The 14,870-nt window shown below is 40.0% G+C and carries 13 protein-coding genes; 4 read left to right on the forward strand and 9 right to left on the reverse strand.

Annotated elements, in window-relative coordinates; translation table 11 throughout:
* Window positions 1-87: 87 nt before the first annotated feature.
* Both ACFQ3Q_RS12080 and ACFQ3Q_RS12085 read right to left on the reverse strand, forming a co-directional pair.
* Complete coding sequence (locus tag ACFQ3Q_RS12080; RefSeq protein ID WP_380746193.1) at window positions 88-2,547, reverse strand: hypothetical protein; 2,460 nt, start codon at window positions 2,545-2,547, stop codon at window positions 88-90.
* A 228-nt stretch (window positions 2,548-2,775) separates the two neighbouring features.
* A complete protein-coding gene (locus tag ACFQ3Q_RS12085) occupies window positions 2,776-3,822 on the reverse strand; it encodes a LacI family DNA-binding transcriptional regulator (RefSeq protein ID WP_380746195.1) in 1,047 nt (348 codons plus the stop codon).
* Window positions 3,823-4,305: 483 nt separating this feature from the next.
* On the opposite strand from ACFQ3Q_RS12085, the gene ACFQ3Q_RS12090 reads away from it, so the two are divergent.
* The 3 genes from ACFQ3Q_RS12090 to ACFQ3Q_RS12100 all read left to right on the forward strand — a co-directional run bounded on the left by ACFQ3Q_RS12090 (window position 4,306) and on the right by ACFQ3Q_RS12100 (window position 7,722).
* On the forward strand, window positions 4,306-5,604 hold the full coding sequence (locus ACFQ3Q_RS12090) for a carboxypeptidase-like regulatory domain-containing protein (protein ID WP_380746197.1): 1,299 nt from the start codon (window positions 4,306-4,308) through the stop codon (window positions 5,602-5,604).
* Window positions 5,605-5,846: 242 nt separating this feature from the next.
* Window positions 5,847-6,611 carry a LytR/AlgR family response regulator transcription factor gene (locus tag ACFQ3Q_RS12095; protein WP_380746199.1) on the forward strand — a complete coding sequence of 255 codons (765 nt, stop codon included), beginning with the start codon at window positions 5,847-5,849 and terminating at the stop codon, window positions 6,609-6,611.
* 1 nt (window position 6,612) lies between these two features.
* Window positions 6,613-7,722 carry a sensor histidine kinase gene (locus ACFQ3Q_RS12100; protein ID WP_380746201.1) on the forward strand — a complete coding sequence of 370 codons (1,110 nt, stop codon included), beginning with the start codon at window positions 6,613-6,615 and terminating at the stop codon, window positions 7,720-7,722.
* Between the two features lie 419 nt (window positions 7,723-8,141).
* Here the strand turns inward: ACFQ3Q_RS12100 and ACFQ3Q_RS12105 are convergent, their stop codons facing one another.
* Window positions 8,142-8,690, reverse strand: coding sequence for a hypothetical protein (locus ACFQ3Q_RS12105; protein ID WP_380746203.1), 549 nt, complete (start codon window positions 8,688-8,690; stop codon window positions 8,142-8,144).
* Between the two features lie 315 nt (window positions 8,691-9,005).
* On the opposite strand from ACFQ3Q_RS12105, the gene ACFQ3Q_RS12110 reads away from it, so the two are divergent.
* Entirely contained in the window at window positions 9,006-9,602 is a 597-nt protein-coding gene (locus tag ACFQ3Q_RS12110) for a Crp/Fnr family transcriptional regulator (RefSeq protein WP_380746205.1), read from the forward strand.
* On the opposite strand, the gene ACFQ3Q_RS12115 is transcribed toward ACFQ3Q_RS12110, so the two are convergent.
* The 6 genes from ACFQ3Q_RS12115 to ACFQ3Q_RS12140 all read right to left on the reverse strand — a co-directional run bounded on the left by ACFQ3Q_RS12115 (window position 9,580) and on the right by ACFQ3Q_RS12140 (window position 14,860).
* Complete coding sequence (locus ACFQ3Q_RS12115; protein WP_380746207.1) at window positions 9,580-10,791, reverse strand: hypothetical protein; 1,212 nt, start codon at window positions 10,789-10,791, stop codon at window positions 9,580-9,582. The two genes, ACFQ3Q_RS12110 and ACFQ3Q_RS12115, sit on opposite strands and share 23 nt — an antisense overlap.
* 90 nt (window positions 10,792-10,881) lie before the next feature.
* Window positions 10,882-11,604 (reverse strand): iron-sulfur cluster repair di-iron protein, encoded by a 723-nt coding sequence (ric, locus tag ACFQ3Q_RS12120; protein ID WP_380746209.1) that lies wholly within the window; start codon window positions 11,602-11,604, stop codon window positions 10,882-10,884.
* Between the two features lie 74 nt (window positions 11,605-11,678).
* Complete coding sequence (locus ACFQ3Q_RS12125) at window positions 11,679-12,461, reverse strand: ABC transporter permease (RefSeq protein WP_380746211.1); 783 nt, start codon at window positions 12,459-12,461, stop codon at window positions 11,679-11,681.
* Window positions 12,454-13,161, reverse strand: coding sequence for an ABC transporter ATP-binding protein (locus tag ACFQ3Q_RS12130; RefSeq protein ID WP_380746213.1), 708 nt, complete (start codon window positions 13,159-13,161; stop codon window positions 12,454-12,456). Before ACFQ3Q_RS12130 ends, ACFQ3Q_RS12125 begins: the two co-directional genes overlap by 8 nt.
* The gene (locus ACFQ3Q_RS12135) at window positions 13,155-14,390 is read right to left on the reverse strand and encodes a nitrous oxide reductase family maturation protein NosD (protein WP_380746215.1); all 1,236 of its coding nucleotides are present in this window, start codon (window positions 14,388-14,390) and stop codon (window positions 13,155-13,157) included. Before ACFQ3Q_RS12135 ends, ACFQ3Q_RS12130 begins: the two co-directional genes overlap by 7 nt.
* On the reverse strand, window positions 14,390-14,860 hold the full coding sequence (locus ACFQ3Q_RS12140; RefSeq protein WP_380746217.1) for a nitrous oxide reductase accessory protein NosL: 471 nt from the start codon (window positions 14,858-14,860) through the stop codon (window positions 14,390-14,392). The genes ACFQ3Q_RS12135 and ACFQ3Q_RS12140 overlap by 1 nt, the downstream gene beginning before the upstream one ends.
* Window positions 14,861-14,870 lie beyond the last annotated feature (10 nt).

Here is a 14,870-nt window from a genome sequence, read left to right on the forward strand (position 1 = left end):
TTAAAAATTCTTATTAAACATTTTATTAGGTTTTCAGGTTAAACACTTCATAATTCCGTATTGCGCTGAAAATTCTTATCATTCTTCTTATTGCCCGTAATCGGGATCCATTTCCGGATCGCGAAGGCCGGCAAACTCATTAGCCATCAACACAAAAACGTTCCAACTCAGGCCTCTTGTAGAATCCCACCACTCGTCATAATCATTCCATTTGGTAGGAATAAATTCTTTGCTATAGGGCCAGTTCGGGTTGAGATGAATCTCTGCCCATAACCGATTCTTCATTCGTTTTTCGGCTTTTTCCCAACCGTGTTTAAGACCGGTAACATATGCGGTGTATTCGGCACGCAACCAGCTACCACCATTATAGTAATATCCGTCCCGGGCGTGGTTCCCGTAGTTATTTTCACCAAACTCCCCGAAAGGCTGATACTCGGCATCCATATAGGTATACCCATCATCTGTTAGCCTGATGCAAATAGGCGCTGTAGTTCCAATTTCGGGATAAGGAGCATTTTGGGTTTTGTTCAGGGCCGGGATTTGATCAAGGTGGTTTTGCACCATTTCGTCAGTCAGCATAGGTTCATCAAAAACCCAAAGGGACAGAAATTCAGGTATAAGATCGGTAAAACTTATCAGATCTGGATAGTCCTTATCAAATAATAAATGCTTTCGCTCCTCATCATAAAAATTCAGATATTCCTTTTCAGCCTTTGCAATATAACCTTCATCTATCGCTACTCCCAAAGCTTTAATGGTCTTCAGGGCAACAGCGAACATCCCCTGGTTGGCAGCCATTCTTTGCGTTTTCGGGTTGTAATCCATCACATCTATCTGGCTCATAGAAAAGTGAGAAGCACATATCCCATCACGATTTTCATCAAATTCATTGAGAATATAGTCAGCCGCAAGCTCAATCTTTTCCTGAGGCAGTTCTGCACCGAAACGTCTTTTATTCAACAATCCCCAAACAAGCCACTCTATAGTCGCCTCATTGTCCTTAGCTTCTATCGAGCCCATATAAGGAGTGATGATAGTGCCTATGGCGCCGCGAGGGGTCTGGGTTTTAGCCCATTGATCCCAAATAGAAAGATTGAGCTCCTTATTATGGGTTGAAATCACCGACCAAAATGAATCTCTGTTGTACATATCTGGCGAGTAATTCATATTAGGGACATTAAAAGGCGTAAAATCTTCAACCGAAGTAATCCAGGTCATCATCTGAAAATTTGCATAAAGCATCTTTTCAACTTCAGAGCCTTTAAAGCCCATTCCTTCAGCAAGCCTTGTCTTTGTTGATATTTTAAATTGTTTCTGATCTTTCCAGGGCTCCGAAAAAATATAGGTCACCTTTTCCACAGGCTCTCCTAAATTCAGCTTATTATAGGATTTTTCAAACGGTTGATTTTCGGCTATTTCAAGATCCTTTAGCTTTAATGTAACCTGTTGCGGATTATTTACACCTACGAACATCATAATACTGTCCTTCTCGATGTATGGAACAAGAACACTTCCTTTAAACCGGGTCCATTCCTCAGTATTTACAGGGAAATTATCAATATATTTGATCCCGTGTTCCAGTTCTTTGGTTCTTTTACCGTTTTTCACCCTGTATAATTTCAGGGAAACGGGAGCATTAGCTTTAGCGAGGAATGAAACAGTATACACCTTCTGGTCCCTCATAGGTGTCATTAGTTCAATCCCCGCTTTGCTATTGTCTTTAAATTTAAGTTCAGTTATACTGTCCTTTCTCTCAACTTCAAGATTCCCCACTTTTGAGAAGGTTTCCGGCAGCTCAAGCTTTTCAGCCGAGCCCCTGTCAAGAACATCCACACCCCCGAAAGTATACTGTATATAATCTTTTCCCGAGCCCTGCTCCTTTTGAGTGGCTACGGAAAGAAGACGGGCATCAGGAAGCACCCTCATCCCGATCATCCCGCCGCCACGGCCGGAGAATCTTCTTCGGGTTGTCCTTGTGAAGTGATTTTTATAGCCTGGGTCTGTTAAAAACCCAACCACATTTCCTTCAGGGGTTATAAATCCTGCCGAAGGATATAGTTCATGAACCAGGCCACCGGGAAAATCCTCGTGCTCAAAGGTCACGTAACGCTCCGGACTTATTGCCGGAACATTTTTCTGAATAAGACTGTAATAAAGAGCAGGTATTGAAGGCTGAAAAAGTTTCACGGTCTTCTTTATAAGATTTGAACTTACCTGATGGTACCTAACCTCTACCGATAAATTTGAATCAAATTCATCCAGATAAATATCCTTTTGAAGACTTATTCCTGTCTCTGTCTTCTTATATGAAGAAGCACGAAAATCTCTAATCTCATCCTCAACACTTAGATCAAGATTGGAAAGTTTCAATGAAAATTCTCCATCCCCGGACAACAGCGGTTTCCCAGCCTCCAGCACCTTTACATAATAACCCGACTCCTCATCTCCGGCAACTTCTAAATCCAGTTCCTGGGAAAAACCTGTAAATGGAACCCCCAAGATTGTCAGGATCAATAAAAACTGTAAAGTTCGGTAATTGGATGTCATAGTTAATTAGTGTTAAATTTTTCCTAAGCTCTTCATCAAACAAACTTCAAAATTCAGCTGCTCACTATATCGTTTTAGTGATGACGGGCATTAACAGCAGCCCGATCAATAAAACGTTTTAGTAAATCGTTTTACTAGGTAGCGAATATATACATCATGTTTCTATTTACCAAACTATTATGGCAGATGAAAGGCTATTTCTATTGAATGATGATTAAAAAGGAGAATTTAAATTGAATTATTCTCAGAAATAAGGTGAGATGAATTTCGTTCTATCAATCTACCCTTCAAAACTTTCTGAAATTTAACAGATTCTTTAAAATCTGACTTGAGTAAATTTAAGGTTCCTTTAATAAGTTCATTGGCCAGTTCGCTTACCGGCTGGGAAATTACACTGATAGATGGAGAGTAAAGCTCAAACAGGTCCCGGTCGTCAAAGGTTAGCACCGAGACATCATCGGGAATTCTAAGGGACTCCTCTTTTAATACCTTAAGCCCGCTTATCGCAAGGCTGTTGGTCGCAAAGAGTAAAGAATCAATTTGCGGATTTCTCTTAAGAAATTCGCGTATCATCTCTTTTCCTTCCGCGGTTTTTACATCATCAAAAGGTATTAAAACAGAACGATCCTTTTGACCATTGGCAGCAACCACATGCTGATACCCCTGCAATCTTTCCTGAGTTGGCGAAATATCAGATTTAAGTCCCACAAAGCCTACATTCTGATATCCGCTGTCAAGCAGATATCGTGTTGCGCGCTTCGAACTGTCCAGGTTATCCAACACCACATAATTATGCTCAAGATCGTTATAGTACCTGTCAAACACCATTACCACCTGTTTCTTTTCGTTAACGAGTTTTTCCATCTCATCTCTGAATCCTTCAGGAGGAGTGATAATGAAAGCATCTACCTGCCGGTCCTTGAAAAGGCTGAGCAATTCCAGGGCACGTTCCTTTTTATTTTCTGTACTGCAGTAAATGATCTTATACCCGTTTTCAAATGCAATTTCCTCCATCTCTTTTGCAATGGCTGAAAAAAACGGGTCAGAAATATCTTCAGCCATAAAGACTATGGTCTTGGATTTTCCGGTTCGCAAGGTCTGGGCAGTTGAATTAGGTTTATAGCCTACTTCTTCAATATAGTCCTCTACCTTTTTTATGACCTCTTTACTGATTTTGTTCTCAGCTTTCTTATTGATGATAAAAGAGATGGTGGTGATAGAGATCCCTAACTCCTTCGAAATATCTTTGATCGATATTTTTTGCTTTTTTCTCATTTAGGTTCGGATTAAGGCCCTGCCTGTGGCAGCGCATTAAATTACAGAAGCAATAGTGTAGGGACCAGAAGTTTTATATGTAACTTACAGCAAACTTCCTTTAATAATTAACAAATGTATTAAAATCTTAAACATTTTAAACAAAGCCTTCTGCAAGTTATCACCAACAAGTCGTATTTCATCTTTTACAGAATTTAGCCAGTTCCATATTTTATTGATTTTCGTCCTGATTTAAGAAGCATTCCTATGGCTGTTCCTGCCTAAATTCCAGTGCCTTTACCAGGTAAATTATCTATATTACAACAATAGGTTCCCGGATACTTCCAATAATCCAAACTTGTCAGTAAATTCATTCAACCTGCCTGAAAACGATGGGTTGTCAATTTTTTTTCAGCTCTAAGCGTAAATTCCTCCCGGCCTCTGACATATATGGTTATTTTTCAGTATTTTAGATAGATTTAATTTTGATTAAAACCTCAACGCATGAAGAAGAGAGCAGATTTTTTTAAAAAGTCCCGGGCAGGCCTAGTATTATTCCTTTTCATTTTAGGATTCGCGGCACCCCTGGGAGCGACAGACCTTCACGGACTTTCTAATGGAGCCGAATACAATGAATATAAAGGAAAAGTAGTTAACAGCCGCACGGGAGACCCGGTGGCATCGGCCTATCTTGTGGTTGATAACACCAATCTTTCCAGTGTCACCAATTCTGATGGGGAATTTTCCCTGAAGGTTCCCGTGGATATGCTGGAAGCCACAGTTACCGTCTCTTATCTTGGCTACCAAAGCAAGAGTCTTCCTTTAAGCTATTTTAAAGAAAGCGGAACGCGTATAGAACTGGACGAATCGGTGCAGGAGTTGGATGAGGTTGCCCTCTTCACCTCCACCAATGCCTATTCCCTGGTAAAAAAGATGCTGAAAAAGCGGGGCGAGAACTATTTAAATGATCAAACGCTGATGACGGCATTTTACAGGGAAACCATTCAAAAAGGCCGACGGAACATCTCTTTATCTGAAGCCGTGGCCGAGGTCTACAAGCAACCTAACCGCTCGGCGAAAAAAGATGATGTGGCCCTGATCAAAGCCAGAAAAAGCACGGACTATAAACGCCTTGACACCGTGGCCCTGAAGTTGAGAGGAGGTCCGTATAACACCCTTTATATAGATGTGATGAAGTATCCGGAGTTTCTCTTTGATGAGAACAGCCTGGATAATTTCAAATTCAGCTTTAACAAGCCAACAAGGATCAACGATCAGTATTTATACGTGGTAGATTTTGAGGAGATCAACCGAAATCTGCCCTGGTATTATGGAAAACTTTTCATTGATGCCGAAAGCCTTACCCTGGTTAAAGCTACATACAGCCTGAATGTAGATAACAGGAAAGCCGCGGGCGATATTTTTGTGAGTAAAAAGCCTTCCGGCGTAAAAGTCTATCCCGTGGAGGTAAATTACCGGGTAGATTACCGCAAAGCCGACGGCAAATGGTATTACGGTTATGGCAATGCCCAGCTGGAATTCGTGGTGAACTGGAAGCGCAAGATCTTCAATTCCAGGTACAAGGTAAACAGTGAAATGGCTGTGACCGACTGGAAAAACACTTCGGAAGATAAGATCAAAAAGGACAAATCTTTCATCAAGCCGTCTGTGGTGATGGTAGATGATGTTTCAGGCTTTGCCGATGTAGACTTCTGGGGCAGTAATAATATTATAGAACCGGAAAAATCCATTCAGAACGCGATCGAAAAAATTCAGCGTAAACTGGAAAGAGAAGAAGATTAAAAAACAACCAGCCGATTAAAAAGAACCCGTCACGAAAAGGACGGGTTTTTTACGGATGCCAGAGCAAACTGCAGCAACAGGCAAATATTGTATAAAAATGTAATTATTCTGCGAATAGCCAGGTTAAGTTATCGAACAACCCTGCTAATGCAGTAAAACTGCCGGTTCGTGCAGTGAGCTACTTCAGTTTCAAAACATTAGAGGTAAAATATGCTTAACTTGCATACAAGGACTACAAAATTATGAAGGCACTTATTGTTGATGATGAAATTCTGGCCAGGAAAAGAATTTTAAACCTGTTGACGAGTGTAGATAAGATCACGGTTATTGAAGAATGCTCCAACGGCAAGACGGCTATAGAAAGGATCAATAAATTAAAACCGGATCTCCTGTTCCTGGACATCAACATGAAAGACATGAACGGGTTTGAAGTGCTTCAGAACGTGAACATCTCGCCCAAACCCATAGTGGTCTTCGTTACGGCGTACGACCATTATGCTCTGAAAGCCTTCGATTTTGAAGCCTTCGATTTTTTATTGAAACCCTATCGCGATGACCGATTTTACAGAACTATAGATAAGCTGCTGAAATTGTCGCAGCCGGAGATAGATCAAAACTTTGAAAAGAAGATGCAGGAATTCTTCAAACTGAACGCACAGAAGAATGAATCCCAAAACTCCTCTTTCAGGCTCCCGGTAAAACAGGGTCACCGTACCATTTTACTAGATCCTTCAGAGATCAAGTATATATGCGCATCGGGATATTACGCTGAAATATTTACCGAGGATAAGAAATACCTGTTAAGGGAATCTTTGAAAAACCTCATCAAATTACTGGATAAAAAAAAGTTCTGCAGGGTGCATCGCTCCGCGATAGTCAATATAGATTACATCAAGGAAATTGTGCATTCAGATTATTCAGAAATAGATGTGAGAATGAAGGACAATAAATTAATACGTGTTAGCAAATCGAATAAAAAAGATTTTCTGCACCAATTGGGTATGTAAGATGAACCTATTAAAATTTAAAAGAAAGTATATAGACGGCAGACTCATCCTTCTGTTAGCTGCCTTTTACACCCTTTATTACATAGTTTTTCTCCTCAAGTTAAGTTATATGAGGACCTACGAATATGAAGAGGTGCACTATTCCTTAATCTACCTTATTCTCCACGTTTATCTCATAGACTATATTATTGTAATAGCTTACATGTCCCTGATCGCGGTAAGCACCAAACGGCTCATAGTGAAAAAGGTGCCCTGGAAAAAGATCATTTTACTCCATCTTGTTCTTTCGCTGTTCATAGGGGTTATTATCCAGGCCACGGTTATGCTCTACAGCCTGCTTATAGGGGAAATGAGCTTTAGCGATATAGATATTGGAAAGAATATCACCCGCTATATGTATGTTTTGGATCTTAACTTCCTCATCTACTTCGCGATGATCTTTATAATTTACGTTTACTACTATATCCAGCAGGTTCGCGAAGCCGAAGAAAAAAGAGGTCTGCTGGAAGCCCAGTTGCTTAACACCAGAATGAAGATGCTTAAATCTCAGCTGCAGCCTCATTTTCTTTTTAACACCCTGAACAGTATTTCCAGCCTTATAGATCTTGACACTAAAATGGCCAGGGACACCATTGCCGACCTCAGCGATTTTTTGCGGGAGATCCTTTATCACGGTGACTCTAAGTTCATTAGCCTGGAGAAAGAATTAACGGTATTGGAATACTACCTGAATATTGTTAAGGTAAGGTTCTCTGATCATCTTATAATTGAAAAGCATATCGACAAGGACCTTATGAACGTCAGGATTCCTGCCTTAATTCTTCAACCCATAGTTGAAAACTCCATCAAACATGGTTATTCCTACGATCATACCGATCTCAGGATCGTGATTAGCGTCACTTCAGATAACAAACATATTATTCTGAAGGTCGAAAATGACGGAAAACCGATCTCCCAGGAACTGGAACACCTTATAGATAAAGGCGTAGGCATTTCAAATCTGAAAGAAAGACTTACCAACCTTTATCCCAATACCGATTGTTTTACAATGAGGAACAAACCTGACGGTACTGGCGTGGAGACCATCATCAGGCTTCCTAAAAAGAACTGATCCAGGCTTAAATTCACCTGAAAACAATCCCATTATCATTTCCAAATAGAGCTATTTATATCCTCCCTATGGACATCAGGTTCAGTTCGAGAAAGTTTCTGAATACAATCTTCACTCCTACTTAAATGAGTTAAGCCCAAAAGCAATACAGAGATTACCGCTGAAGTTATTCAGGATTAATATTAAGGAGTTTCTTTGGTTGTTTATTGGCGCTCTGCTACTCTTCCAGAAGACAAACTACTTTATATTAAATAAGAGCCTCTTTTAAACACCAAGATTGGTTTAACTATAGGTTTACAGATCATCCAGAAATGCTTCGTAAGGTCTATCCGGTAGTATATAAAGCCAGGGTTAAAATACAAGAACCCCGGTGAGAAAATGGATTCTCACCGGGGTTCTTCAGTTCAGGGTTTAAGCTCCTAGTTATTCGCTACAGCTATACCTTCAAGTCTCATAGGGTCTATTTTCACCCTTGCGGTCTTATTACCGTTCTCAAGTTTTATACGGTAAACAGCCCTGTCTATTCGGTCACTTTTACCGCTGGCCACATATTTATTGGATACCATAGTCCAGCCTTTGTGGCTATTATAAAGTTCGTTTCTCACGGCAAGAGGTAACATGATATTCTTAAGTTTTTGATTAGTACGAACCAATTCGCCGTCGTTATCAAAGTCAGCTTTAAGATGTCCCTTGCTGCTTAAAAAGGTAACCACATAACTGTCATACTCTTCCCCTGTCTGATCTATTACGCTTTGAATATCAAAGTTTTCTTTCATAAACTTAATGGGGTCTTTTGTGAACTCTCCTGCGTAGTCTTCTTCAACGTTGAAGGTCAATTCAGAAAGGTTGGTACTCAGTTTAACGGAACTTGGCACAATTACTTTTGCTTCTTCAAGTTGGGTGATCTCCTGGGCTTTTCCTGAAAAGGCCAGAAACACTAATAGTGCTGAAATGATTAAGGTTTTCATAATGTTAAGGATTAAAGGATTATACTTTCGTTTTTTGATTAATGCACTGATCTTTTTATCAATCAGATACCCGAATATACCCAGATAAACCCCTGTTCTGAAGGAAATGAAGTGAATGACTAAAATCTGGTAATCAAGCTGTTATTTAATGAAGTAGAATTTTGAAGCCATTCTCCAAAAATACCTAAACTTCACATTAACAAACAACTATCCTTACAAGTCTTCCAATTTAAGAAGAGGAATTTTCCAAACCTGACGAAGGTCATTTTTAATTGGAGGTGATATGTTCATTTTTGTCTCTAAGGCAATTTTAAGATGATAGATGAATCTGTTTTAATGGAGTTTGGTGCCCGGAAATCCTGGTACCCTAAAGGGGAACTGATCTTCGGTGAGGGAGAATTGGCCAAATGCTACTTTCAGATCATCAGCGGGGAGGTAAAAATGAACAATTACAATTACGACGGCAAAGAGTTTGTTCAGGGAATTTTTTACAAGGGTCAGAGTTTTGGTGAACCTCCTCTTTTTGGAGACCTGAAATATCCAGCCAATGCAGAGGCGATTACCGAGGTTGAACTCTATAAACTTGCAAAGCCCCACTTCTTTCAATTACTTGAAGCAAATCCTGAAATCCATCTTGAACTCACCAAAACCCTTGCAAGCCGACTTTTTTACAAGGCTATAATCGCCTCAGAGCTTTCCACCCAGGAACCTGAGCATCGTATTCTGAGATTACTGGATTATCTAAAAAAATATGTTCATCAGTTAAAGGAACCATTCTCATTTAAAGTAGACCTTACCCGGCAACAAATTGCAGATCTCACCGGATTACGGGTAGAGACAGTTATCAGGGCAACAAAATCCCTTGAAAAGAAAAATGAGGTGCTGATCTCTAAGCGAAAGATCTACCGCTAAGATTTCGGATAAAAATACCTGAAAGACTAACCGGAAATAAAGCGCTGAAGAGGAAAATGTATAAATGAAAATTCTCCAACATTGGTAATCCCAGCCAGACGGACAGCCCTCTATAGAAGAGTAATGCCTCAGAGCCTATAAAAGCCAGCAGGTATAGCCTCATTAAAAGCGGAGATAAAGCAATCAACCTCCAGAAATGCAAAAATACCAATAAGGCAAGTGAAATCACTCCTAGAAAGGTCCAGTGCAAATAACCTATAATAAAATCGTGTGTTTTATAGGCCAGTTCTGCAAAATATGGAATTGCTGAAAGCAGCTGCATAAGTATCTTCAGCATCAGAAAAATTCCCGCAATTCTAAGCAGCTTAAAACCAAAATCCCCCGAAAGGCTTTTCAGTTGCTCCAAAGTAGGCCTGATCATATCAAAAAACCAGTAAAAGGCCGCTACCTGCACAACAGCTCCTGCACCTGCAAGTAAATAGATTACTACAGACGGCTTCAGCCACAGGCAAGAAAGAAAAAAGCTCAGGATGATACCCAGGTTCACTGAAAGAAAAAATCGTTTAAAATGAGAAGGCTTTAAATTAAGGTTATTAGACTCCAGGTAGTATAGCAGGAATCCACATAATGCCATTATAAACCAGCCATTGTACTGAAAATGTAGATAGAAGTAGATGGACAGTTTATACCAAATAGAAGTTTTCCCCAGAGTGGTCATAATGGCGCCAAGGGCCCAGGGACCAATGCTCGAAATCACCATGTAGTATAAAGAAGCTTTTATACACTTCCAGGAGGCAGTATTTTTAAATCTTTCAGGAATATATTTAATAAAAAACCACGCATAGAAATAGCTCACTATTAAAAAGAGGGTCGAAAAAATAATAGAAAACATAGCATAGCCCTGAAAAGGAAAACTAAAAAGCATTCCAAGGATACAGATTTGTGCCAACCAGAATAGTCTGCGGTATAATCTTACTATTCCGGCATCCTTTAGAAATAAGTGATAAATAATACCGGTTACTGCAACAAACACCCACCCCAGTAATGCAATATGCGAATGCGTATGCACAATAAACCTGAAAGTTGCCGGCAGATCTGCTATAAAAAAAAGTCTAAGAAAAAGCCCCAAAACAGCGACCAGCAGAAAATAACCCAGACCAACCAGAATATGCTTTTTTATATCTACCATATTAGGATTCCAATTTAAAAAATTTAAATTTTAAGAAATAAAAAGGTCGCCTCAAACAGCGACCTTTTTATTTCTATAGGTTAGTTATGATTAATTAAAAAGTTCCTTCTCAAGTTTCAGAGCCTTCGGGAAAAGGATATTATTTTCCAGATGTACATGTAAATGCAGATCTGTCTCAAACTCATCCAATTTGGCATACATTGCCCTGTAGGTGTTACATGCGCCTTCAGGCGGAGTATAATTATTGCTCAATTCGGCAATCTTCGCCAGCAGGTCTCCGGCGGTCTCGTGCTCATCTTCCATCATTTTTATAGGGTTTTCGGCTGTACCAAAAGCAGGACGCTGCAGTTCTCTTTCCTCCTCTTTTGCCGAAATCATTTTTTTGATGAAGGGAAATAAAATAAGCTCTTCCTTCTTCATATGGCTGGCGAGTTCCCTGGCTACACGATGGAAAAGATTTTCGATCTCAACAACTTCAGGATGACGTTCCCCGTGCACCTTAGAAACCCTGGCGGTATATTGCAGCAACAAGGGGATGCTTTCTTCCACATAAGAGTGGTGTACGTTTACGATATGATCAGTAAGAAAATCTATTTTCCATTTATTGTAGTCAAGATTCCTGTCGGTACTGCCATTTACATTAACTAATTCTTCTTCAATTTCAGTGAGATCAAGGTTCTTTTTTCTACAGGCTTCTTCAATACTTATACCTCCGCCGCAGCAAAAATCTATCCCGTGCTTTTTAAAGATGTGTGCCGTCTTGATATTTTCGGTAACCAGGTCGGCAACGGTTCTGTTTCTTAATGTCTCCATCGCTTAATTTATTTAAGTTTACAGGTGTAAAGATCAGGCAGTACCGCATCAATTTTTATGAGCCTGCTCATAAACTAAAAATCTTTTTTCGAAGAAACCTTAAGGATTCTGAAAACCGGTAAAAGCACCCACAGGATAAGCATCCCAAAGGAAGTCAAGGCTCCCAGGTAAGTCCCGAAAAATTGTTTGAATACCGCTCCCGTATAACCCAGCAAAGCCGAAATATCCAGTTTAAGGAGGATAAGTATCCTGGACAGGTCTATGGGGTTTAACATACTGGCAATAAGTGAAAATTTATCTAACGGGTAATCCTGAAAATAGACCAGAGAAAGAAGAAAAATTCCATCATAAACCACCGCCAGAAAAAGCCAAAGCAGAATAGCATAGCCGAAACCTTTGATCTTATTTTCGTTGGATAGGGCAATGTTAAAGGCCAGGGCGGTAAAAATAAAGGTAAGTAACACCCCGGTTACCAGCAGAGAGATAAAATTCCAGATCACTGCCGACTGGAATAGTCCGTACAAAACAAAGGGTAAACCCAGCCCAAGGACCAGGCTCATGGAAAGGGAAACCGCCACACCTAAATATTGACCAAGAAACACCGAACTTCGCTTTACCGGCTGGGCAAGCAACAGCTCGGTGAACTCCCTGGAATTATAATAATACATTACCCCGAAGATTGTCCCTATTAAAGGCACCAGGATTATTATCACATTCATAAGGGTGATCACCGCATTTGAAAGGTCGTTGTTTAGAAATAGTAAGGTCACTCCGAGAAGCAGGTAGAAGAAAAAATACACATAGCTCCAGCGGCTTCTGAAAAGATCGTAAAAACTGTATTTTAATATCTTAAGCATTATTGTCTTTTAATATAGTTGCAATAGCGTGTTCAAAATCTTCCTGTCCCGTCTTTGTCTTAAGTTCAGAGATACTACCGTTAAAGTAGATCTTCCCTTCCAGTAGAAATACGATCCTGTCCGAGATCTCCTCTACAAAACTCATAATATGACTGGTGATCAGGATTGTTTTTCCCTTCTCCTTTTCCCTTTGAATTAGCTCCTTAAGCCGAATAAGGGAAATAGGATCCAGCCCGGAGGTAGGCTCGTCCAGAATTATTAAAGGGCTGTCGAACATAAAAGTGAGCACCAGATTGACCTTTTGTTTGGTTCCTCCTGAAAGTTTGTTCAGCTTCTTATCCAGGAATGGCTGAAGTTTAAAGAACTCTATAAGTCCTTCGTCCTGAGGTTTCCTTCCCCTGAGGTCCTTGATCATTCCGATTAGTTCTTTAACGCTAAGGTTACCTGGAAAGTTGGCTATTTGAGGCAGATAATCTATCTCTCTTCTGTATTTCCAATTGTTCTTTACCGCCTGTCCGTTAACCACAATATCTCCTTTTTGGGGCACTACCATCCCAAGGACACTTTTAATAAGGGTGGTTTTACCCGAACCGTTAGGTCCAAGAACGGCAATAATCCCTTTTTGATCTATATCCAGGTCAAGGCCGTCAAGGACGGTTTGAGATCCGAATTCTTTATGTAGGTTCTTTATACTTACCATTGTACTTTTTTCATTCTGGGGTTCTCATCAACAAGTTCGGCCGGAGTAAAAATGGGACTAACCTTCTCCGAAAAGTTCAATATATCTATAAACATGCTCCTTAGCAGGATAATGGCTTCCGGGGTCTTATTAACCAGGTAGGAAAACAATTTCACCGGCCTGTAAGGCACATCTCCTATTCCGTCTTTATCAAGATCATAACCGGAATAATCGCTCCAGTAATTATTGTCGAACTTATTTTCATTTATATGCCCTGCATACGCCAGGTCAAATGAATTATAGAGAAAATTATTTTCTGAAAATACATTCTGATAACAGGCGCCGTGCACCTTTATGGCGTAGCCGTTATTAAAGAATTCGTTCTGAACATAGTCCATACGGGTGGTCCCGTCGGCATTAATGGCGATGGTATTATCTTCAAAAACATTATGCTTTAATTCGGCGTCGGTGATCTCTTTCAGCAACAGGCCATAAGATGCAGCTCCCCAGTTCTTTTTAAAATGATTTCCCGTCATTTCAATAAACTTAGAGAACATTACCGCAACCCCGGCACCGTTATTCTCAAAGGTGTTATTTATATACCTATCGTGATTGGAAAACATAAAATGTAATCCGTAACGCAGGTTATCTTTACAGAGGTTACCGGAAATACTGCATTCATTCACAAATTCAAGATAAATTCCGTCACGCATTCCCTTAACCCGGTTATTGTCTATTCTGATATTATTGCAATGCCATAAATGAACTCCGTTACCGGAATTTGCTTCTTCATTTGCCTCTCCTTGTATAGTATTTTCCAGGATCACCCCGTTACTGGATTTTTCTATGAGAAGACCAAAGAATACATTTTCCATTTCAATATTCTCTATCCTGAAATCCTTTGAGCCTGCAATAAGAATCCCTGCAAATTCTTCTAAATAACTTCTGCCAACGTTAATGATCTTAAGGTTCTGAATACTGAAGTTTTCTGCTCTTATACTAAAGGCTGTCCCCTTATTTCCGGCGTCTACTACGGCTCCCGCTTCCCCTGTAAGGTGAAGAGACTTGTTTATAATAGTGATGTCATATTCCTTATAAATCCCTTTCCTTATCCTTATGGTATCGCCGTTTTCGGCTATATTCACAGCATCCTGAATTGAAGTGATCCTGCAGGATTTACAGACCTCAATTTCGGAAGCCGAGACCGTGAAAGCATAAAGGCTAAAAAGAAAGAATATTAGATTTCTCATTATTCGGCAGACTTATCTTTCAATGAAATGGAGTCTTCCAAAAGGAAATGATCCTTTAGTTCCTGCCATTTAAATACGGCTGATTTACCGGGGTCGCTAAAATCGTCAGCATTTTTAAGGGCTGCCAGATTTGCTCCCATAGGGCTGTTTATAGCATCGCTGATGATGAAAACAGCAGTATTGACTTCCAGCATAGTCCCAGGATCAGAATAATCAGCAACCATCACTTTTGCCAGGTCATTCTCATTTTGATATTCAAGAATATCCTTTACAAGACATTCAATGGCATCGTATTTAAACTGTTTCCCTTTAGAAGTTACTATTTGTGCTGAATGGGCCTTGCTTACTATGGTCATTTTACAATACTGACATGCATCCTGCCCATATACTATTGGCTCCGGCTGCAGGCTGCAGGAAAGAAAGCTCAGACTAAACAGCAGCAAAAGGAATATTTTAGATGTCTTTTCCATAGCTTATGAA

This window comes from Salegentibacter chungangensis, assembly GCF_042678405.1.
Lineage (GTDB): Bacteria > Bacteroidota > Bacteroidia > Flavobacteriales > Flavobacteriaceae > Salegentibacter_A > Salegentibacter_A chungangensis.